At 33.1% G+C, this 22899-nt stretch carries 17 protein-coding genes and 1 tRNA gene; 9 read left to right on the plus strand and 9 right to left on the minus strand.

Annotation, left to right across the window (positions count from 1 at the left end):
- The 4 genes from R2808_RS07155 to polA all read right to left on the minus strand — a co-directional run.
- A partial coding sequence (locus tag R2808_RS07155) for a class I SAM-dependent methyltransferase (RefSeq protein WP_371270283.1) occupies window positions 1-414 on the minus strand: 414 nt, incomplete at its 3' end.
- On the minus strand, window positions 404-1849 hold the full coding sequence (locus R2808_RS07160; protein ID WP_371270284.1) for a radical SAM protein: 1446 nt from the start codon (window positions 1847-1849) through the stop codon (window positions 404-406). The genes R2808_RS07155 and R2808_RS07160, both read right to left, overlap by 11 nt.
- On the minus strand, window positions 1842-2744 hold the full coding sequence (locus tag R2808_RS07165; protein ID WP_371270285.1) for a nucleotidyltransferase domain-containing protein: 903 nt from the start codon (window positions 2742-2744) through the stop codon (window positions 1842-1844). The genes R2808_RS07160 and R2808_RS07165 overlap by 8 nt, the downstream gene beginning before the upstream one ends.
- Window positions 2745-2812: 68 nt before the next feature.
- Complete coding sequence (gene polA / locus R2808_RS07170; protein WP_371270286.1) at window positions 2813-5656, minus strand: DNA polymerase I; 2844 nt, start codon at window positions 5654-5656, stop codon at window positions 2813-2815.
- A 116-nt stretch (window positions 5657-5772) separates the two neighbouring features.
- On the opposite strand from polA, the gene R2808_RS07175 reads away from it, so the two are divergent.
- Window positions 5773-6702, plus strand: a complete 930-nt coding sequence (locus tag R2808_RS07175) for an isoaspartyl peptidase/L-asparaginase family protein (RefSeq protein ID WP_371270287.1) — start codon at window positions 5773-5775, stop codon at window positions 6700-6702.
- Window positions 6703-6730: 28 nt separating this feature from the next.
- A complete protein-coding gene (locus tag R2808_RS07180; RefSeq protein ID WP_371270288.1) occupies window positions 6731-7249 on the plus strand; it encodes a hypothetical protein in 519 nt (172 codons plus the stop codon).
- A 44-nt stretch (window positions 7250-7293) separates the two neighbouring features.
- Here the strand turns inward: R2808_RS07180 and R2808_RS07185 are convergent, their stop codons facing one another.
- On the minus strand, window positions 7294-8163 hold the full coding sequence (locus R2808_RS07185; RefSeq protein WP_371270289.1) for a cyanophycinase: 870 nt from the start codon (window positions 8161-8163) through the stop codon (window positions 7294-7296).
- 105 nt (window positions 8164-8268) lie between these two features.
- Between R2808_RS07185 and cphA the strand changes: the two genes are divergently transcribed.
- The 3 genes from cphA to R2808_RS07200 all read left to right on the plus strand — a co-directional run bounded on the left by cphA (window position 8269) and on the right by R2808_RS07200 (window position 12641).
- Window positions 8269-10932 carry a cyanophycin synthetase gene (cphA, locus tag R2808_RS07190; protein WP_371270290.1) on the plus strand — a complete coding sequence of 888 codons (2664 nt, stop codon included), beginning with the start codon at window positions 8269-8271 and terminating at the stop codon, window positions 10930-10932.
- Between the two features lie 131 nt (window positions 10933-11063).
- Window positions 11064-12296, plus strand: coding sequence for a metallophosphoesterase (locus R2808_RS07195; RefSeq protein ID WP_371270291.1), 1233 nt, complete (start codon window positions 11064-11066; stop codon window positions 12294-12296).
- Between the two features lie 48 nt (window positions 12297-12344).
- Window positions 12345-12641, plus strand: a complete 297-nt coding sequence (locus R2808_RS07200; protein WP_371270292.1) for a thioredoxin family protein — start codon at window positions 12345-12347, stop codon at window positions 12639-12641.
- Here the strand turns inward: R2808_RS07200 and R2808_RS07205 are convergent.
- Window positions 12638-13270 carry a polysaccharide deacetylase family protein gene (locus tag R2808_RS07205; protein WP_371270293.1) on the minus strand — a complete coding sequence of 211 codons (633 nt, stop codon included), beginning with the start codon at window positions 13268-13270 and terminating at the stop codon, window positions 12638-12640. The genes R2808_RS07200 and R2808_RS07205 overlap by 4 nt on opposite strands.
- Window positions 13271-13311: 41 nt before the next feature.
- Window positions 13312-16512 carry a DUF2723 domain-containing protein gene (locus R2808_RS07210; protein ID WP_371270294.1) on the minus strand — a complete coding sequence of 1067 codons (3201 nt, stop codon included), beginning with the start codon at window positions 16510-16512 and terminating at the stop codon, window positions 13312-13314.
- 162 nt (window positions 16513-16674) lie between these two features.
- Here R2808_RS07210 and R2808_RS07215 point away from each other — a divergent pair.
- Window positions 16675-16745, plus strand: a tRNA-Gln gene (locus tag R2808_RS07215).
- 56 nt (window positions 16746-16801) lie between these two features.
- Here the strand turns inward: R2808_RS07215 and R2808_RS07220 are convergent.
- Window positions 16802-17626, minus strand: a complete 825-nt coding sequence (locus R2808_RS07220) for a universal stress protein (protein ID WP_371270295.1) — start codon at window positions 17624-17626, stop codon at window positions 16802-16804.
- 165 nt (window positions 17627-17791) lie between these two features.
- Between R2808_RS07220 and rimP the strand changes: the two genes are divergently transcribed.
- The 3 genes from rimP to infB are packed head-to-tail and all read left to right on the plus strand — an operon-like array spanning window position 17792 to window position 22288.
- Complete coding sequence (gene rimP / locus R2808_RS07225) at window positions 17792-18259, plus strand: ribosome assembly cofactor RimP (RefSeq protein ID WP_371270296.1); 468 nt, start codon at window positions 17792-17794, stop codon at window positions 18257-18259.
- Window positions 18260-18272: 13 nt separating this feature from the next.
- Window positions 18273-19511 (plus strand): transcription termination factor NusA, encoded by a 1239-nt coding sequence (nusA, locus tag R2808_RS07230; protein ID WP_371270297.1) that lies wholly within the window; start codon window positions 18273-18275, stop codon window positions 19509-19511.
- Window positions 19512-19564: 53 nt separating this feature from the next.
- The gene (gene infB, locus R2808_RS07235) at window positions 19565-22288 is read left to right on the plus strand and encodes a translation initiation factor IF-2 (protein ID WP_371270298.1); all 2724 of its coding nucleotides are present in this window, start codon (window positions 19565-19567) and stop codon (window positions 22286-22288) included.
- 70 nt (window positions 22289-22358) lie between these two features.
- Here the strand turns inward: infB and R2808_RS07240 are convergent, their stop codons facing one another.
- Window positions 22359-22742: an SPOR domain-containing protein gene (locus R2808_RS07240; protein WP_371270299.1), complete on the minus strand. Its 384-nt coding sequence runs from the start codon at window positions 22740-22742 to the stop codon at window positions 22359-22361.
- Between the last annotated feature and the right edge of the window lie 157 nt (window positions 22743-22899).

Genomic DNA, 22899 nt, shown 5'->3' on the forward strand with positions numbered 1-22899 from the left:
TGAATTTTGTTCCAAAATACTTCCAATGTTTTCAAAAAAAGATAGCAATTCTTCTTTACTCAAACAATTTAGCCCACCAAAGTTTGAAAACAAAAAATTAAATTCATTTTGCCCAAACGTTTGATGAATTTCCAAGCAGTCGAATTGCAAAAAGGCAAGGTTTTTATATTCCCTTTTATTTTTTGCTTGTACAATCATATTTTCTGAAATATCGGTAGCTATTACGTGATGATTTTGCTTAGCAAACCAAATAGCATCTTCGCCCGTTCCGCAATTGATTTCGAGAATTCGTAAAGGTTTTTCAAGATGTTTTTTGATGTGAAAATACACTAAATTTCGTTGCGCCTTACCAATAGTTGTGTGCGTAAAGTTGGTATCGTAATGTATAGCTTCCGCATCAAAACTAGCTTTCATTTTTTAATCTGTTTAAAATAATTTTATCAATAAAAGTACTTGGAATATAGTATGCTAATTTTGCAATTGCCTTTAGTTTTTTAGTTGAAAAAGAAAAATTCTTTAGATATTTTAAACCTTTTGTTTTTCTAAACTCTTTGTGTACGTAGCGTTGCAGTTTTCGATAATAATTGGAATTGTAACTTCCGTGAAACATAATGTCAAAATCATCAGAATCGGTCCAATTTGCTTTTAATTTTAAATCGTCTTTTACTTTGTCATAAAATTTTGTACCAGGTAACGGATAAGAAACCGAAATTCCAATATTATCAGGATTTAATTCTTTAACCATTGCAATGGTTTTTTGAATGTCTTCTTGTGTTTCGCCTAAATAACCAAACTGAAGAAAGAATGCGATTTTTATACCTTTTTGTTTAAGTAGTTTTGTAGCTTCATAAATTTGACTTACGGTTGTACCTTTATCCATGGCATCTAGAATTTTTTGCGAAGCACTTTCGGCGCCAACCCAAACTTCTTTTAAGCCAGATTCGGCTAAACAATCTATAGTGTCTTCTTTTAATAACAAATCGACTCTACTTTGAATGAAATAGGTAATGTTGAGTTTTTCTTTTTTTAGTAAACTATTAAATTCTTGAACCCAATTTGGTTTTAAACCAAAAATATCATCGCACATCCAAAAACGAGTAACACCAAATTTTTCTTTCAAAAATTTTATTTCGTTTACAATATATTTTGGAGAATGCGCATTGTAGCGGTTGCCATAAATAGGTTTTGCACACCAGTTGCATTTATAAGGACAGCCACGAGTTGTAGCAATATTTAAAGTAAATTCTTGACCGCTTTGCTTCCAGATTTTTTCATACGATTCAATATCAACTAAATCCCAAGCAGGAAGTGGTAATTTATCTAAATTTTGTAAAACTGGTCGTGGTTTGTTTTTATGAATTTTGTCTTCTTTTTTGAAAACAATTCCTTCAAGTTCATTTGTTGATTGATTGTTTTCTAACGAATTAATGAGCTCTAATAAAGTAATTTCGCCTTCGCCTTGAATGACAAAATCAGCACCAATATTCAAATATTTTTCATAATGATCTGTAGCGTCTGAACTATTTATTATAACGGTACAATTATGTTTTTTGCCCATTTTAATCATTTCAAAACAAGCTTCACGCATATTGGTTAAGCACATTTTGGTTAAGTAATTAAATCCGTCATCATAAATAACCAAATAATTCGGTTTTTCTTGTTTTAAAACAGCTTCAATAGAATTTGGACCGTCTAATAAATTAGTGTCAAATAAATTAACATTGTAATTATTTTCACGTAGTAATGAAGCGGCATACAAAGTTCCCAAAGGCGGAAAAGGTGTTTTGTTTTTCCATTGTTTTGGGTCAAGTTTATAATAATACGAATGCGAAAAAAGAATGTTAGACATATTCTTTTACAATTTCAATATTGAATTTCTTTTGAACTTCTTCTAGCTTTTCATTTAGAGCTAAGATAACTTTTTTCTGAAAATTTAACGGGTGATGTTTTGAAATTTCGTTAGTCGATTTCATAGCAACTTTAAAGTCTTCTTTCTTTAAATACTTAAATTTAGAATTCCATTTTTTTATGGTAATCGATTTGAAAAACAAATCAATTGAATTACCCAATTGATTGTTGAAAATAAATTCTAAAGTTTTGGAAAAAAAAGGCTTTTTAGTGTTTTCTATTTTAGAAATATCGGGGTTGAATTTTGAAAAATAAGTATAAATCCATTTGTTTTTGCTGTAAAATTCTTCAAATATTTCTTTTCCTTGTAACGGAATTAAGGTTTTTAATTCGGTTGCTGTAAATCTATTTTGCTCTTCAATTTCTAATTTTGAAGTTGAAATAAAATAATTGATGCAAAAATATTTTCTAGAATTTAACAGAAAAGTCTTTTTATACAGCATCAATAAAGTTCTGCAAATCCAGAGTTTTTCCGGTTTTGTAATTACAAAAAAATCAATATCGCTTTCGTTGTCGAAATAACCTTTAGACAACGAGCCAGAAACGCCAACCGCTTTTACAAATGGAAATTTTGCAATAAATTTTGCTCTTTCTTTAGCTTTTTCTAAAGCTTGTTTAGATTGAAGATTGCCTTTTAATCGTTTGGGAACACTTTCTAAATCGTTATTATAAACGTAAAAATTATCAATTTTGGTTACAATTTTTTCAGAAATTAAATAAGCCAATTCTTTTTCAGTTTCTAATTGCTTTTCGTAGTTGGTATAATTATGAATTTCTTCAAGTTTTAATGGATATCTAAAAATAGAAAAATACAATATGGCTTTTAACGATTCCAAATAGTTATTTTTGATTTGTAAAGTTAGCTCTTTTATTTTAGAATAGACTTTTTAATAATTCACTAAAATTAATGCGCTTCCAGCCAATTTTTTCCTTCGCCCATATCAACTACCAACGGAACTGCAAGTTGAAACGCATTTTCCATTTCATGTTGAATCATCGGTTTTATTTTTTCTAATTCGGTGTTATGCACATCAAACACCAACTCATCATGTACTTGCAACAACATTTTCGATTGCCAATTTTCTGTTTTCAATCGTTTATGAATGTTAATCATCGCAATTTTAATAATATCAGCTGCGCTTCCTTGAATAGGTGCATTTACAGCATTTCGTTCGGCAGCACCGCGTACCACAGCATTGGCAGAATTAATATCTTTTAAGTAACGACGTCTTCCAGAAACGGTTTCTACAAAACCATTTTCTCTTGCAAATTCAATTTGTTCTTGAATGTAGGCTTTCAATCTTGGATAAGTTTTGTAATAGGCATCAATCAATGCCGCACTTTCACTACGGGTTAAATCGGTTTGATTGCTTAAACCAAAAGCCGAAACCCCATAAATGATGCCGAAATTGACTGTTTTGGCGTTGCTTCGTTGTTCTTTGGTAACGTCTTCTAAGGCAACATTAAACACTTTTGCAGCCGTACTTCTGTGGATGTCTTCATGGTTTTGAAACGCTTTTATCATATTTTCTTCACCAGAAAGTGCTGCAATAATACGCAATTCAATTTGTGAATAATCGGCTGCTAAAAGGGTATAGTTTTCGTTGCGAGCAATGAATGCTTTTCTTATTTGACGACCACGTTCGGTACGGATAGGAATATTTTGTAAGTTCGGATTATTGGAACTCAATCGGCCTGTTGCGGCAACGGTTTGCATATAATCGGTATGCACACGATTGGTTTTAGCATCAACTTGATTTGGTAACGCATCAACATAGGTATTTTGTAATTTCACTAGTTGACGCCATTCTAAAATATGCTGAACTATTTCGTTGTCTTTTGCTAAATAACTCAGCACTTCTTCGCCAGTTGCATATTGACCCGTTTTGGTTTTTTTAGGTTTTGGTCCACCAATTTTTAACTTATCAAATAAAATATCACCCAATTGTTTTGGCGATGCTAAATTGAAAGTTTCGCCTGCTTCTTCATATATTTTTTGTTCGAAAGTTGCAATTTCCTTTGCCATATCGGTTGACATGGTTTTTAAAAAATCAACATCCAATCGAATACCTTCGCGTTCCATATCGGCTAAAACATCAACCAACGGAATTTCAATTTCGTCGAATAATTTTTTCGTGCCAACTCGTTCAAGAATGGGTTGAAAATGTTGTTTCAGTTGAAAAGTAATATCAGCATCTTCTACCGCATATTCTTTTACAGCTTCAACTTCAACTTGTCGCATTGATAGTTGGTTTTTACCTTTTTTTCCAATCAAAGCTTCAATTGGTTTGGGCGAATATTTCAAATACGTTTCACTCAACACATCCATATTATGACGCATATCAGGATTGATTAAATAATGCGCAATCATAGTATCAAAAAAATTCCCTTTAATATCGATGCCATAATTAGCCAAAATTTTAATGTCGTATTTCATGTTTTGACCAATTTTCTCTATATTTTCATTAGAGAAAAAAGGCATAAACTTTTCTGCTAAAGTTTTGGCTTCATCTTGATTTTCGGGAAATGGCACATAAAAACCTTTTCCTTTTTCCCAAGAAAAAGCAATGCCAACCAATTCGGCATTCAACGCATCAATACCTGTAGTTTCAGTGTCAAAGCAAACAGATGATTGTTTTTCTAAATTTTGAAGAAATAATTTTAATCCTAAATCGCCTTGCACGATTTGGTAAAAATGTTCGGTTGATTCTAAAGTGGCATAAAAAGAGTTGGTTTGTGTATCTTCTTCGTTACTAAAACCAAATAAATCCATTTGATTTTCTGAACTTTTAACTTTTAACTTTTGACTTTTAACTGATTGATTATTTGGCAAAGCCGAATTATCAATCTCATCGTATTCTTTTCCAGCGCCAAAAAGTTTATCAAATTGTGCTTTTAATTGTCGGAACTCTAATTCTTGAAAAATAGCGTCCGTTTTTTCAACATCGGGTTTTGACAGTTCAAAGTCTTTTTCATCAAATTCAACAGGACAATCTAATAGAATAGTGGCTAATTTTTTTGATAAAATTCCTTTTTCTTTATTCGCTTCAATATTTTCTTTCATTTTGCCTTTTAGTTCGTGTGTACTTTCTAAAAGTTTTTCAATTGAACCGTACTGCGCTAAGAATTTCTTGGCTGTTTTTTCACCAACGCCAGGTAAACCAGGAATATTATCTACAGCATCGCCCATCATTGCCAAAAAATCGATAACTTGTAATGGATTTTCAATTTCAAATTTTTGTTTAACTTCTTCTACACCCCAAATTTCAATATCATTACCCATACGTGCCGGGCGATACATAAAAATATTTTCAGAAACTAATTGTGCAAAATCTTTATCGGGTGTTACCATAAAAACTTGATAGCCTTGTTTTTCAGCTTGTTTAGCCAAAGTTCCAATCAAATCATCGGCTTCATAACCTGCTTTTTCCATAATAGGAATTTGCATTGCACGAAGTAATTCTTGAATATAGGGAACTGCAATCTTAATCGCTTCGGGTGTTTCATCACGATTGGCTTTGTAGTCTTCAAACATTTCTAATCGATAAGTACTCCCTCCTTTATCAAATGCAACGGCTAAATGGTCGGGTTTTTCTCTTTTGATTACATCAAGAAGTGAGTTCATAAACCCCATAATTGCAGAGGTGTCCATTCCTTTAGAGTTGATACGTGGGTTTTTAATAAAGGCATAATATCCTCTAAAAATTAAAGCATAGGCATCGAGTAGAAATAATCGTTTTTGTGACATGAAATAAATTTTTGGGTAAACCACAAAGCTACAAAACAAATTTTGTTTTAATAATTTAAACAATGCTTTTTGTACATAAAAAGGAAACAGTATATTTGAAAATAAATAAAAAACGTATGAGTACATTTTCGATAGCCATACACGGCGGAGCAGGAACTTTAGTAAAAGGAATGATGACTCCAGAGAAGGAAATTGCATATAAAACAGCTTTACAAACAGCCATTAACGCAGGATATAAAGTTTTGGAAGAAGGAGGCACTGCCCTTGATGCTGTAGAGCAAGCAGTTATTTGTTTAGAAAATTCGCCATTATTTAATGCAGGAAAAGGAAGTGTGTTTACAGCTGAAGGAATGCATGAAATGGATGCGAGTATAATGGATGGAAAAACTAAAAGTGCAGGTGCGGTAAGTTTAATATCTGGTATTAAAAACCCGATAAGCTTGGCGCGTGATGTGATGGAAAAAACGGAGCATGTTTTTTTAGCAGGTGAAGGAGCCATGCGTTTTGCAAAGCAATTGAACTACAAATTAGAAGATGCTTCTTATTTTTACGATGAATTTCGTTATCAACAATGGTTAGATATTAAAGATTCAAATCATTTTCAATTGGATCATTCGGTAAAGAAAGATTCTAAATTTGGCACTGTTGGTGCAGTAGCATGTGATCAATTTGGTAATATAGCTGCAGCAACTTCAACAGGAGGAATGACCAACAAAAAATTTGGTAGAGTAGGTGATTCGCCTATGGTTGGCGCCGGAACGTATGCTAATAATGTAACTTGTGCCGTAAGTTGTACGGGTAGTGGCGAGTTTTTTATACGTGGTGTTGTGGCGTATGATGTTTCTTGTTTGATGGAATATAAAAGTTTATCGCTACAAGAAGCCTGTGAAGAAGTTATTTTAAACCGAGTAAAAGAAATAGGAGGCGATGGCGGTTTGGTAGCTGTTGATGCCAACCGAAATATTGCATTAGTTTTTAATACCGAAGGCATGTATCGTGCTTGTAAAAATTCGGAAGGGAAAGAAGAAATTGCTATTTATAGGTAATTGTTTTACTAATTTTAAAAACGGAAAAATGAGATTTCTTTTAATTTTAATATTATTTTTTTGTCAAAGAACTTTTTGTCAATCTGATAGTTTAAGTTGTAAAAGTGCCTTTTATTTTGAGGTTTTAGGGCATACCAGAAGCCTTGTTTCGTTAAATTATGAAAAAACAATATTTTCAATTAATGATAAAATATCTTTAAATACTAGGATAGGCGTCGGATACAATAGTAGTGGACGTAATGATAAGGATGAGAAATTGAACAATACAGTATTTTTTCCTAGTGTTTTCTTGATTCAATTTGGAAAAAAAACTCATTTTATTAATATGGGATTGGGTTATTCACTTGCTTTTTCAAGAAATTTAACAGATAATTCCATTAATCCACCTTATCATTACCCAAGGTTTGAGTCTGCATATTCTTTAAGTATAGGATACAAATTTCAAAAAGATCATCTTTTCGTTCAGTTTTACCCTGTATTAATTAATACCATTAACACAAAAAATAAAGAAATAAGTGCTGGACTTTCATTTGGATTTGCGTGGTAGTAGTAACTAAAAATTTAAATTGTTTAAAATTACTTAAAAAAACATTAAATAAACGGCGACTCAACTGGTAAAACACCAATTTGTTTTGTGTTGATATTGAATGTATCACCATTTGCCAACACATGCACTTTAAAATTTGTCATGGTCATAGGTGTACCTTTTTCAAGAATTTTTTCATTATTGTGTTGCAATTGGCTACCATCAAAAATAATCACCATACCCGAACCAATAACTGTACAATCGCATCCGTTTTTAATAATCATTCCAGTATCTTCTGCCAATCCAACACCTAATAAATTTGGGAATTTTGCCACTGCTTCAGAAATACGCCCAAAACGACCACGTTGAATAAAATGGGTATCTATGATTAATTGCGGAATCAATCCCAAACCTTTTCGCATAATAACAGCGCCTTTTACAAAAGCTTTGGTGCTACTTCCACCTGCTACCATTTCTTCGGCCATTGCCATTGCACCTGCACTGGTGCCAGCTATTACAAAACCTTCGTCGTTGTGATAGCGGTCAATTAATATCTTATGTATAGAAGTGTTTCCTATGTATTTTGAAATTTTCGATTGGTCGCCACCCGAAAACATAATACAATTGGCTGTTTTAATATGTTCAATAGCTTCCAACTGTTCCGAATCTTTAGTCGATTTTATATTTAAAACGGTAACATTGGTACAGCCTAAAGTACCAAAAGCGGTTAAATAATTTTCGCCAACTTCTTCAGGAATACTCGACGCTGTTGGAATTACAATAATTTTTGCACTTGTTCCACCAGCTTCTCTTACTACATGCGACAAAATTCCTTCATCGGTATAATCTAGTCTGTGAATTTCATCATCTTCAAATCCTTTGTCTTCATTTCCACCAATAGGAATTAGTGTGCCTTTTATTGTTCTTGTATTCATTAAAACGATATCTAAAAATTATTAGGACAAAAATAAAATTTATTTGTTGAAAAAAGTTATATATTTATGTTTTAATAAAAATAATAAACAAACCACCAAAATTTTATGAAAATTAGAGAAATTAATGCAATGAGAGGACCAAATTATTGGTCTGTACGTCGCCATAAACTTATAGTTATGGTTCTCGATTTGGAAGAAATGGAAGAACGACCGTCTAATACTATTGAAGGATTTTCAGAACGATTAGAAGCTATGTTTCCTAGTATGTTTAGTCATAGATGTTCGATTGGTGCGCCAGGTGGTTTCTTTCAACGTGTTAAAGATGGAACTTGGATGGGACACGTTATTGAGCATATTGCACTCGAAATACAAACCTTAGCAGGAATGAATGTTGGTTTCGGTCGCACTCGTGGTTATGGCGAAAAGGGCGTTTATAATGTCGTTTTTGCTTACATGGAAGAATCTGTTGGTCGCTATGCTGCTAAAGCCGCTGTGCGAATTTGCGAAGCATTAATTTCAGGCGAGCCCTATGATTTAGCGGAAGATATTCAAGAAATGCGCGAATTGCGTGAAGCCGAACGCTTAGGGCCAAGTACAGGTTCCATTGTTGAAGAAGCAGAATCGAGAGGTATTCCATGGATTCGACTAAACAAATATTCATTGTGCCAATTAGGATATGGTGCCAATCAAAAACGCATTCAAGCAACGGTAACTAGCGAAACCAGTAGTATTGGTGTAGAACTCGCTTGCGATAAAGAAGATACGAAATATTTATTAGAACAAGCCGAAGTGCCAACACCAAAAGGCGAAATTATACGTAGAGAAAGTAGTTTAGAAGAAACCTGTAGATATGTAGGTTATCCATTAGTTGTAAAACCTGTAGATGGTAATCATGGAAGAGGCATAACGGTTGATATTCGCAATTATGATGATGCTTTGGTAGCTTTTAGAAGTGCAAAAGAAAGTTCGCGTAGTGGTGCTATTATTATCGAAAAATATATTACAGGTCAAGATTATCGCTTGTTAGTTATTAACAATAAATTGGTAGCTGCAGCCTTGCGTTCGCCAGCTTGTGTTATAGGCAATGGAAAATCGACTATTCAAGAACTAATAGATGAGGTTAATAGTGATCCGCGTCGTGGTTTTGGGCATGAAAACGTATTAACGCAAATTACGGTAAACGATTTAACCAAAAATATAATTAAAGCTAGTGGTTACACACTTGATTCTGTTTTAGAGAAAGATAAAAAACTCATCTTAAAAGATACGGCTAATTTAAGTACAGGTGGAACAGCCGAAGATGTAACCGATATTGTGCATCCCGCTAATGTGTTTATGGCCGAACGCATTTCTAAAATTATAGATTTAGATATTTGTGGTATCGATGTAATGACTACAGATATCAGTAAACCGCTAGAAGAAACAGGCGGAGCTGTTTTAGAAGTAAATGCTGGACCAGGTTTTAGAATGCACTTAGCACCAACCACTGGTTTGCCTCGAAATGTGGCTGCACCAGTAATTGATAAGTTGTTTCCGCACGGTGCATCAAGTAGAATTCCTATTGTAGCAGTAACAGGAACAAACGGGAAAACCACCACTACACGATTAATTGCTCACATGGCAAAAATGAAAGGGTTTAAAGTAGGCTATACTACTAGTGATGGCGTTTATATTCAAAACAGAATGCTAATGAAAGGCGATTGCACCGGTCCTGCCAGTGCGGAATTTGTTTTAAAAGATCCAACAGTTGATTTTGCCGTATTAGAATGTGCTCGTGGCGGATTGCTTCGTGCAGGATTAGGCTTTCATAAATGCGATGTGGGAATTGTAACCAATGTAGCTTCAGATCATCTAGGATTAAAAGGAATTCATACAATAGAGCAATTAGCAAAAGTAAAAGGAGTAATTCCTGAAACGGTTGATAAAGATGGCTATGCCATTTTAAATGCCGATGACGAATTGGTGTACGAAATGCGTAAAAGTGTAAATTGCAATGTGGCTATTTTTTCTATGGATGAAAACAATCCGCATATAAAAGCCATGCAGCGTGTAGGTGGAATTTCAGCAGTTTACGAAAATGGTTATATTACAATTTGTCGTGGCGAATGGAAACTTCGTGTAATTAAAGCCGTAAATGTTCCACTAACTTTTGGCGGACGTGCAGCGTTTATGATTCAAAATGTACTACCTGCGGTTATTACGGCTTACACACGCGGATTTACAATTGATGAAATTAAAATTGCTTTGGAAACTTTTATTCCTTCGGCGGCACAAACACCTGGTCGATTGAATTTATTCGAATTTAAAGATTTTCAAGTATTATTAGATTATGCTCATAATCCAGCGGGAATGCGGGCGTTACAAAAATTTATCGAAAACATCGATGCAACTGAAAAAGTAGGCATTATAGCAGGTGTTGGCGATAGACGCGAAGAAGATACTAACGAAGTAGGTAGCGTAGCAGCCGAAATGTTCGACGAAATTATTATTCGACAAGATAAACATTTGCGCGGTAGAACCGACTCGGAAATTATTGCTATGCTAGAGAATGGTATCAAAATGAAAGAGCCCAATAAAAAAATTACCATTATTCCTAACGAAAAAGAAGCAGCAACATTTGCTATAAAAAATGCCAAAAAAGGTTCACTTATTGTTATTTGTAGCGATGTAATTCCAGATGCTTTAGAATTGGTACAAAAATTAAAAGAAGAAGAAGCTAATAAATTATACGAGTTTTCTACGGAAGATATTCCTAATAAACACGATTAATTAGATTACTATTAAATTTACTTGCCTCCGAAAGTATTTTAAAAATACTTTTGGAGTTTTTTTTATGTTAAAATATTCTTTAATATTCAGTTAATTAGTTCGTAGAAGTTTAATTTTGCATAAAAAATAAAATGTTTAAAGGAATTATTCCACTTATTATAATTGTTCTAATTGAAGTTTATTCGTTTCAAGCCATACGAACTTTAACAAAATCGAAAGCGATATTAGGTGTTTATATTATCATTTCATTAGCGGTTTTGGCTTATTTAACCTACACAATGATTACTTTCGACAAAGGACATGGACAAAACCAACGTTCGCTTTGGACTATAGGTTTGTTCTTACTTATTTATGTACCAAAATTACTCATTACATTATTATTAGTAACCGAAGATATATTTCGATTACTTCAAGGAATAATTACTTATTTTTTAGGCGATAATGATAAAGGTAGCTTTTTGCCAGCGCGAAGAAAATTTGTAAGCCAAGTTGCTTTAGGCTTAGCGGCCATTCCGTTCGCTTCTTTTTTATACGGAATGACTATTGGTAAATACAATTTTAAAGTTCGAAAAAAAACGATTTATTTTCCAGATTTACCCGATAGTTTTGATGGAACTACTATAACTCAAATATCCGATATTCATAGTGGCAGTTTTGATGACGCCGAAAAAATTGAATACGCCATTAGTTTGATAAATGAACAACAATCGGATTTGGTTTTGTTTACAGGCGATATCGTTAACTCGTTAGCCGAAGAAATGTACCCGTGGATTGATGTTTTTAAGAAAATTCATAATCCCAAATTAGGAAAATATTCCATTTTAGGAAACCACGATTATGGTGAATACTATCATTGGAATTCGCAAGCTGAAAAAGATGAAAATTTTTCAAAAATAAAAGATTTGCACCAGCAAATTAATTTTAAATTACTGCTTAACGAAAATGTAAAAATTACCAAAGGAAACCATTCTATTCGATTAATAGGTGTAGAAAATTGGGGTTTAAAATTTAAACAAGCAGGCGATTTAAAAAAGGCATCGCAAGGTGTAAACAAAGATGAATTTAAAATTTTAATGAGCCACGACCCAAGCCACTGGGACGCCGAAGTACAACACGATGATAATAATTATCATTTAACACTTTCGGGGCATACACACGGTTTTCAGTTTGGCATAGAAGTTCCTGGTTGGATAAAATGGAGTCCAGTTCAATACGTATATAAATATTGGGCAGGATTATACGAAAATGCAGGGCGTTATATTTACGTAAATCGTGGTTTTGGTTTTCACGCGTATCCGGGTAGGGTAGGCATTATGCCCGAAATTACAGTAATTGAACTAAAAAAAGGTGAAAAAGTAGCATAAGTTGGTAAAAATGCTATATTTGTATAAGTAGTTTAAATTTTTTATGCTATGTCAAAATTTGGCGAATTACTAAATACTAAAATTCCTGTTGTAATTGATTTTTTTAGCGAAAGCGATAAACCATCTATTATGATGAATGCTGTTGTTCGTGATGTAGCAATTGCTTTAGGGCAACAAGCTAGGGTAATAAAAATTGATATCGACAAAAATGAAGAATTAGTAAATGCTTTACGCATAAAAGCATTGCCTACCGTAATGATTTATAAAGAAGGCGAAATGGTATGGCGACATAACGGCACTATTGCCGCAGAAGAATTAATTACTTTAGTAAAAGAGTATTTTTAACAAAGTGCATCAAAAGTAAACCCTTTTTCTTTTAAAGTCGTAATTGCTTTTGGTAAAGCATATTTTAAGTTTTTTTCTGCTTTTTTGCTATCATGAAAAACAATAATACTTCCGTTTCCTACATTTTTTAGTACGTTTTGTAAGCACTTTTCAGGCGATGTTTTGCTGTCAAAATCATAACTAATAACATCCCACATTATTATTTTATACCCTTTTCTACGAATTGCTTTTCCTTGTGAGGGTTTAATTTTTCCATATGGCGGACGGAATAATTTTTGAATTTTGAATTTTGAATTTTGAATTGTATCTTCAAATAAATTGCTATTGGCTAAATAATTTTTAGTCGAAGTTTTCCAGCCATTTAAATGATTAAAAGTGTGATTTCCTACAATATGATTTTCGGTTACAATTCGGCTAAAAATTTCAGGGTGTTTTTCAATGTTTTCACCAATACAAAAAAACGTAGCTTTTATATTTTCTTTTTGTAATATATCTAAAACCCATTCGGTAATTATAGGAACGGGGCCATCGTCAAAAGTAAGGTAAACTTTGTTTTGATTATTAGGTAATTTCCAAACATAATTTGGAAACAATGCTCGCATCCACCATTTGGTTTTCGTAAAATTCATAAAGTAAAAATGCCACAAAATGTGGCATTTGTTTATTATTGTTATTGCAAATCGTCTCTACCGAACTCTTCAAACATTTTGTTGTAAGAGTTAAAAATATTCTTCTCTTTCTCGTAAAATTCAATATCCTTGGCATCTTTGGCAATTTCAACTACAGCTTTATAACGAATAATCGTAGAAACAATTTCGTAACGATAATCAAAAGTGTTGTTTTCTGAAAAACCGTGAAAATATTTTAAATCATCTTGATATTTAGCAATTAAAAAAGCTATTGTTTTGCGTGCTTTTTCTTTTTTGCCTAGCTGGTAATAACCTTCTACAAAAGGATTAATTAGCGTGTAATAGCCATAGTATTCTATTGGCATTTTTTGCATTGCCAAATTAATTATTTCTTCAGCTTTATTGTTTTTACCTTCTTTTATAAGTGCTTCCATTAAACGAGCTAAATTCATTCGGAAAGAGATACTGTTTTTACGCGTTTCTGGATCATGATAAATAGTTGGGCTTTCGCCATTGCCCCATTTCCATTTTTTAACAATGTTGTAGGTTTTATCAGTATTTATAAAGCCCATTTTTTGCGGATCGGGTTCTTTAACAGTTGTTTTAATAGGAACAAGCTTAAAGCACATGCCGTCTAATTCTAAATAATCTTTCATCCAAATATAATCGTCTTCGCCAAAACTTCCACCTGTAAAATAAATAGGACGCTTCCAATTGTTTTGGTTTACAATATCGAGCATCATTAATCTGTTTTTATAAATAGCATCGTCAATGGTTAATTGAATTGCAGGTACTATGGAGTCGTAATATTTTGGAGCTACCACTTTATTTTTAATAATGGTTTCTTTATCTATTGGAATAAAAATTTTGTTAGTAGGATAAAAGTTTAACCATTGCTCGTTTCGCAATTGAATTTTAGTTCTCTCGTCTTCTGAAGATAAAAAAGTAATTAATTCATTTAATGAAATAGAATCGTTTCTACGTTCGTATAAAACACAAGCATCGCGATTACTTCCTCTGTATTGTTCGTGTTTAAATGAAATGGGCACCGGGTCCGATTTCCATGCTTTTCGCTTCATTTGGTCAATATACCAATCAGTAGCAATTAATTGGGTATTTACGATGCGTACATCGGTTCTGTAGCGTTCAATTTCTTGTAAATACCATAAAGGAAAAGTATCGTTATCGCCTATTGTAAATAGTATAGCATTTTCTTCGCACGAGTCTAAATACGCTTTTGCGGTTGTAAGAGCTGTATATTTATTAGAACGGTCGTGGTCATTCCAGTTTTCTTTTGCCATTAAAACAGGAGCCGCTAGCATTGATACTCCTAAAACAACGGGAACAGCTACTTTAGGTTGAATGTATTTTTTTATTCCTTCATAAATAGAATATACGCCAAAAGCTATCCACATAGCAAATACATAGAATGAAGCAACTAAGGCATAATCGCGTTCTCTAGGTTCAAAAGGGCGTTCGTTTAGATAAACCTTTAATGCTAGTCCTGTAAATAGAAATAACACCATAAGAATATAAAAACTTTTAAGGTCTCTTTTAGCATGAAAAGCAATTCCAATTAAGGCTAAAATAAAAGGCAAAAAGTAATAAGTATTGCGTGCTTTGTTGTTTAGCATATCTGGAGTTAAATTGTCTTGTGATATGCCTAAAAAGAATTTATCTACGGGTTTTATGCCACTAATCCAATTTCCGTTTAAAGCATTGCCTTGCCATTGTATATCGTTTTGTCGTCCTACAAAATTCCACATTAAATAACGCCAATACATACTGCCAAACTGGTATTCGAGCATAAATTTTATGTTGCTAAAAAAAGATGGTTTTTCTACAATTAAATATTCGCCATAGGTTTTCAAAAACGTATCGTAATCTTCTAAATCGAATTTCCCTTGATTAAAAGCGGTTCTAAATTGCGCAACTAAATCCACTAGTTCGTGTTCTTCTGCAAATTCAGGGCTAATTCTAAAATCTAGCGGTCCTGTGTAAGTCATGTAGTTTACATTGTGATCGTTGCTCCACATTCTGGGTAAAAGACCTTTGTGGTTGTTGTCGGTATTTTGGCGGGCATTTTTATAGTTGTTTGTAATAATATATTTGCCCGAAGCATCATCGCGTTCGTAAATAGGCTTACCGTCTTTATAAGGATTGTTTTTATCTAAACCCGAATAAGAATCTGAAAATAATGGCCCATATAGTAAACTTTGATCGCCATATTGTTCTCTGTTATAATACGCCAGTATAGCAGCAGCATCAGAAGGTTTGTTCTCATTTATAGGAGGATTTGCATTAGCCCTAATAGGAAGCATTAACCAGTTTGAAAAACCCAACAAAACAAATAGCATTGCCAATACTATGGTATTCGCTTTAACAAAACCTTTCTTTTTAGTATATGTTAATCCGAAATAAAAGGCCACACTTACTAAAGCCAAAGCTAAAATTTCTCCAGAATTAAATGGTAAACCTAATGAGTTAACAGCAAAAATTTCGGTTCTACCAAAAAATTCTAACACAAATGGAACTAAAATTCCGAAAATAAATAGTAATATTAAAACACTAATTATAGAAAAAATAAAGCCTTTTTTAAGAGTTACATTTTCTGAAGTTTTAAATAAGTATAATAATATAATAGACGGTATGGTAAGTAACGCCATTAAGTGCACACCAAAAGATAAGCCAGCAACAAAAGCAATAGCTAAAAACCATTTATTTCCTCTAGGCGTGTTTATATCTTGTTCCCAACGTAAACCCAACCAAAAAAGAAGCGATACAAATAACATTGCCATAGCATAAACTTCGGCTTCTACAGCGCTGTACCAAAAAGTGTCTGAAAAAGTAAAAGCAAGCGAAGCAATAAAAGCACTTCCTAATACCATAATATAGTTTTGTTTTGAAGCTTCTTCATTTAAAAAAACACGCTTCATAAGCATGGTTAACGACCAAAACATAAAAAGTACTGTAAAAGCACTAGAAAATGCCGACATCATATTAACCATTAAAGCAATTTGCGTAGGGTTTGTGGTAAAAACAGAGAAAAAAGCGCCAATCATTTGGAAAAGAGGTGCGCCAGGCGGATGACCTAATTCTAAGTTAGAAGAAGTAGCAATATACTCGCTACAATCCCAAAAACTAATAGTAGGCTCTACGGTTAAACTATATGTAACAATAGCTATACCAAACACAACCCAACCTAAAATGGTATTCCATTTTTTAAAACTTACTAAATCCATATACAACTATAAAATACTTTTGATATTATATTATACAAAGAAACTATTTTTTTTAGATAACTAACGTTTAAAAATAATTTTTAATATTTTTTTATAAAAATTTGCAGAATATAAAATATGTTTTAAATTTGCACTCGCAATTGAGAACATTGCAGTAGGTAATGGCCCATGGTGTAATGGTAACACTCCGGTTTTTGGTACCGTCATTCAAGGTTCGAGTCCTTGTGGGCCAACAAAAAAACCCATCTTATTTCAAAAATAAGATGGGTTTTTTGCTTTTAATTATTTGTTATATTTTAAAAGTAATAACTGGTCGTTTAGCGTGGTTAACTAAATCTTCGCTAATACTTCCGTTAAAAAAGTGAGCAATTCCTTTTCTTCCGTGTGTACTCATGCCAATTAAATCGGCGTCTATCGATTTAGAAAAATGCAAAATTCCTTTTTCAACATTAATATCGTTATAAATATGCGTGCTGTAATTTTTAAAATCAAAATTTGCTATAAAGTTGTCCATAATTTGTTGTGCAACTTTAGTTGATTTAAAATTATTTGGTGTATTAATGTTAACCAAATGAACGTGTGCATCAAATTTTGTTGCAAATTTAATTACTTTTTCAAACGGCTCTTTTATTTCGTCGGCAAAATCAGAAGCAAACACAAATTTGTCAACACTAAAATTCTCGTGCTCATTTTTAATTACCAAAACAGGAACTTCAGAATTTCGAACTACTTTTTCGGTATTAGAACCTATAAACATTTCTTGAAAACCACTAGCTCCGTGCGATCCCATAACAATTAAATCTACATCGTGCTCTTTGCCATTTTTAATAATGCCGTCAAAAGCCAATTCAAACTGAATAATTTTAGAAATTTTAACGCCTTGTAAGTATGGTTTGTTTGCCAAATCGTCTAGTTTTGAAATAGCGGCATTTTTAAAAAGCATTAATTCTGGAATTTCGTGTGCTGTGCTAATAGCATCATTACCCGCTGTAGGAAGCTCTAACATGTGTAACAAGAAAATTTCGCCATTATTTTTTTTAGCAATTTGAGAAGCTACTTGCAGTGCGTATTCAGCGTGTTTTGAAAAATCGGTCGGAACTAAAATTTTTTTCATATTATATAATTAATAAATTTTTGGATTGTGTTTTATTTTTTATAAAGGTAGTAATTTCTTGTTAAAGCTACAATTTTTTTATTCGAAAAAAAGTATTATATTTGCAACGTAATTATTTGTTAATGAAATAATGAGGCACGCACTGCGTGCCTCTTTTTATAGAATATGTCTTTTAAAGAAAGAGTTCAAGAGCTGTTAAAACAAGCATTAAACGAAAACCCATCATTATTTTTAATTGATTTTACAATTAATACAGAAAACAAAATAAAAGTAATTTTAGATGGCGATTCGGGTGTTAGTTTGCAAGACTGTGTTAATGTAAGTCGTGTTGTTGAACACAATTTAGATAGAGAAACGCAAGACTTTGCTTTAGAAGTAATGTCTGCGGGTGCATCTAGCCCATTGGTAAACATACGTCAGTATAAAAAAAATATAGGCAGAAAATTAAAGGTTAAAACCATCGAAGGTAGTGTTCTTGAAGGGCAGTTAACTCAGGCAAATGAAGATGGTTTTACTTTAGAATGGAAGGCGAGAGAGCCTAAACAAATAGGAAAAGGTAAAGAAACAGTAGAGAAAAAAGAAGCTTTATTGTACAATCAAGTAAAAGAAGCAACAGTAATAATATCATTTTAATTAATTAAAAAAGATGGAAAATATAGCGTTAATTGAATCGTTTTCAGAGTTTAAAGATGATAAACTTATTGATAGACTAACGTTAATGGCAATTTTGGAAGATGTGTTTAGAAATGCCTTAAAAAAGAAATATGGTTCCGATGACAATTTCGATATCATTATTAATCCAGATAAGGGCGATATGGAAATTTGGCGTAACAGAACCGTAGTAGAAAATGGCGAAGTAGAAGATCCAAATTCTGAAATATCATTAGCAGACGCTAGAAAAATAGAACCCGATTTTGAAGTGGGCGAAGAAGTTTCTGAAGAAGTAAAATTAATCGATTTAGGAAGACGTTCTATTTTAGCACTACGCCAAAATTTAATATCTAAAATACACGAACACGACAATACTAATCTTTACAAGCATTTTAAAGAACTAGTTGGCGATATTTACACGGCAGAAGTACACCATGTACGCCCTAAAATGATAGTGTTAATGGATGACGACGGAAATGAAATAATTTTACCAAAAGACCGTCAAATACCTAACGATTACTTTAAAAAAGGCGATAGTGTAAGAGGGGTTATAGAAAATGTAGAGCTTAAAGGCAACAAACCTCAAATTATTATGTCAAGAACATCGCCAGAATTTCTTGAAAGATTATTTGAACAAGAAATACCAGAAGTTTTCGATGGGTTAATCAATATTAAAAAAGTAGCACGAATTCCTGGCGAAAAAGCAAAAGTTGCTGTAGATTCGTACGACGATAGAATTGACCCAGTTGGGGCATGTGTAGGAATGAAAGGTTCGCGTATTCACGGCATTGTTCGCGAATTAGGCAACGAAAATATTGATGTAATTAACTATACAAATAATGCACAATTATATATAACAAGAGCACTTAGCCCAGCAAAAGTAAGCGCTGTTAAGCTAGATGAAGAAACCAAAAGAGCCGAAGTAACTTTAAAAATAGAAGAAGTTTCTAGAGCTATAGGTAGAGGAGGTCATAATATTAGACTAGCAAGTATGCTTACAGGCTATGAAATAGATGTTATAAGAGAAGGCGTAGAAGAAATAGATGACGTAAATTTAAGAGAATTCTCAGACGAAATTGAAGAATGGATTATTGAAGAATTCGAAGCAATAGGTCTAGATACTGCTCGTAGCATATTAGATTTAGAAGTAGCCGATTTAGTAAAAAGAACCGATCTAGAAGAAGAAACCATTTTAGATGTAATACGAATTTTAAAAGAAGAATTCGAAGACTAATAAATAACCACACACGAACAACACCAACACCAAATAGAATTTAAAAAGATTATATGTCTGACGGAAGAACAATAAGATTAAATAAAGTTTTAAGGGAATTAAATATTTCTTTAGATAGAGCTGTGGATTTTTTAAAAGACAAAGGACACGATATCGAATCAAGTCCAAATGCTAAAATATCTAACGAAGAATACAACGTTTTGTGTAGTCAATTCTCGGTAGATAAAGGTAAAAAAGAAGCATCTCTAGAAGTAGGCGAAGAGAAGAAAAAAGAAAAAGAAGCGTTAAAAAGAGAGCTAGAACGAGAGCAAGAAGAAAAGCAAAAACGCATTCAAGAAGAACAAGCAAAGCAAGAAGTTGTTAAAGCTAAGGCATCATTAGCTGGGCTTAAGGCTGTAGGTAAAATTGACCTAGAAAAACCTGCAAAAGAAGAAACAACTACTGCAAAGCCAGAACCTAAAGCCGAAACAGAGGAAGTTAAAGAAACTCCTAAGCCAGACACACAAATCGAAGAAAAACAAACGCCTCAAGTAAAAGAAGAAAAACCTGAAGCGCAAAATGGCGAACCCGAAAAGGTAGAAACACAATACCAAAAACTTTCAGGAGCTACTTTTACAGGGCAAAAAATCGACTTGTCAAAATTCGAAAAACCTAAAAAGAAAACGGAAGACAAGAAAGATAAAAAAGGCAACCAAGCCAATGGTGTAAACAAAGATAAAAAAGAAGGAAACAACAACGCAAACAAAAGAAAACGTCAGCGTATAAGCAAACCTGTTCCTAATAATAACAATAATTCTTCGCCAAACAACAAAAAAGATTTCAACAAAGACCGCTTTAATAAAGGCAAAAAAGCAGCGCCAAAAGTTGAGCCAACAGAAGAGGAAATCAAAAATCAAATAAAAGAAACCTTAGAACGTTTACAAGGTAAAGGCAGCAAATCTAAAGCCGCTAAATACCGTAGAGATAAAAGAGATTCTCACCGTCAACGTTTAGATGAAGAACAACAACAACAAGATTTAGAAAGTAAAATTCTAAAAGTAACAGAGTTCGTTACCGTAGGCGAAATTGCAACCATGATGAATGTTCCTATTACAAACGTTATTGGAACTTGTATGTCGTTAGGTATAATGGTAACTATGAACCAGCGTTTAGATGCCGAAACACTTACAGTTGTTGCAGACGAGTTTGGCTACGAAGTAGAGTTTATTACAACCGATATCGAAGCCGAAACAGAAGAAGTTAAAGATAATCCAGAAGATTTAAAAGAACGCGCACCTATTGTAACTGTTATGGGTCACGTTGATCATGGTAAAACATCATTACTCGATTATGTTCGCGATACTAATGTAATTGCTGGCGAATCGGGTGGAATTACCCAGCACATTGGTGCTTATTCAGTAGGTTTAGAAAATGGTCAAAAAATAGCGTTCTTAGATACCCCAGGTCACGAAGCTTTTACCGCAATGCGTGCTCGTGGTGCACAAATTACAGATATTGCTATTATTGTTATTGCCGCAGACGACGACATAATGCCGCAAACCAAAGAGGCTATTAGTCACGCACAAGCAGCAGGTGTTCCTATGATATTTGCAATTAACAAAGTAGATAAACCAACCGCTAACCCAGATAAAATTAAAGAAAAACTAGCCGCCATGAATTTGTTGGTAGAAGAATGGGGTGGTAAATACCAATCGCAAGATATTTCAGCAAAAACAGGTTTAGGGGTTAAAGAACTTTTAGAAAAAGTACTTTTAGAAGCCGAAATTTTAGAACTAAAAGCAAATCCAAATCGTCCTGCACAAGGAACGGTTGTAGAAGCACAATTAGATAAAGGTCGTGGTTATGTAGCAACTATTTTAGTACAAACAGGTACACTTAAAATAGGCGATTATGTTTTAGCGGGTAAAAACCACGGAAAAATAAAAGCAATGTTCGATGAACGAGGTCATACCGTTAACGAAGCAGGACCGTCAACACCAGTTTCTGTTCTTGGATTAGATGGTGCACCAACAGCGGGCGATAAATTCAATGTTTACGAAGATGAACGCGAAGCTAAACAAATTGCTGCAAAACGTACGCAATTATTACGTGAGCAATCCGTTCGTACACAAAAACACATTACATTAGCCGAAATTGGTCGTCGTATAGCCTTAGGTCAGTTTAAAGAATTAAACATTATTCTTAAAGGAGATGTAGATGGTTCTGTAGAAGCATTATCCGATTCGTTCTCTAAATTATCTACCGAAGAAATTCAAGTAAATATTATTCACAAAGGTGTGGGAGCAATTACAGAATCAGATGTATTATTAGCATCGGCTTCAGACGCCATCATAATCGGCTTTAATGTTCGTCCACAAGGAAGTGCAAAAGCTTTAGCAGAAAAAGAAGAAATCGATATTAGAAACTATTCTATTATTTACGACGCTATAGACGATGTTAAAGACGCAATGGAAGGTATGCTTTCTCCAGAACTAAAAGAGGAAGTTACAGGTACTGCAGAGGTTAGAGAATTGTTTAAAATATCTAAAGTAGGAACAATTGCGGGTTGTATGGTAACCGATGGTAAAATATTCCGAAACTCTAAAATACGCCTAATACGCGAAGGAGTCGTAATTTACACAGGCGAACTAGCTACTTTAAAGCGTTTTAAAGACGATGTAAAAGAAGTGTCAAAAGGATATGATTGTGGTATGCAAATTAAAAATTATAACGACTTAAAAGAGTTCGATATAATTGAAGCATTCCAAGAAGTTGAGGTAAAAAAGAAATTAAAATAATAGTTCAGAAAAAATAGTTCTCACAGCTAAGCAACAAAAAAAGCACCTTTTAAAGGTGCTTTTTTGTGTTTTAAGGCTTTATTAAAAGTGCTAAAGGATGTTTTTCTTTAATTTTTAACAAGGCATTTTCAGCCTGAATTCTCTTCTCAAAAGGACCTGCATACAGTTTGTAGTTTGGGCTAGAATAACTAATAGTAGAGTCGTATTCAGAAAAATCGCGTTTAAAAGCATTTCTGTTCTTTTCACAATCTTGTGCGCTGCCCGAACAAATTTGAATTTTATAACCTTCATCTATAGCTAAAGAAGTGTTCATTTTTTTCTTCAAACTAAGCAATTCTTCAATTTTTGGGTCAACCTCAAGAGTGGTTTTTTTTTCTTGGCTAAAAATATTTTGCCCTACAAAAGTTAAAGTTAATGCGCAGAAAAGTCCTAAATTTAATTGTAATTTTCTCATTATTAATTGTTATTTAAGCAAAAATAGAATTTAATTTGATATAAATAAAACCATAAATTATTTAGAATAAATATAAATTACATTTTAAGATAAAATTAAGGTTTTGATAATAATTCTAATATTGTACTTTTGTCAGAGTTTAAATAAAAATAGGTTT

This window comes from Flavobacterium sp., assembly GCF_041392005.1.
In the GTDB taxonomy this organism is placed as follows: domain Bacteria; phylum Bacteroidota; class Bacteroidia; order Flavobacteriales; family Flavobacteriaceae; genus Flavobacterium.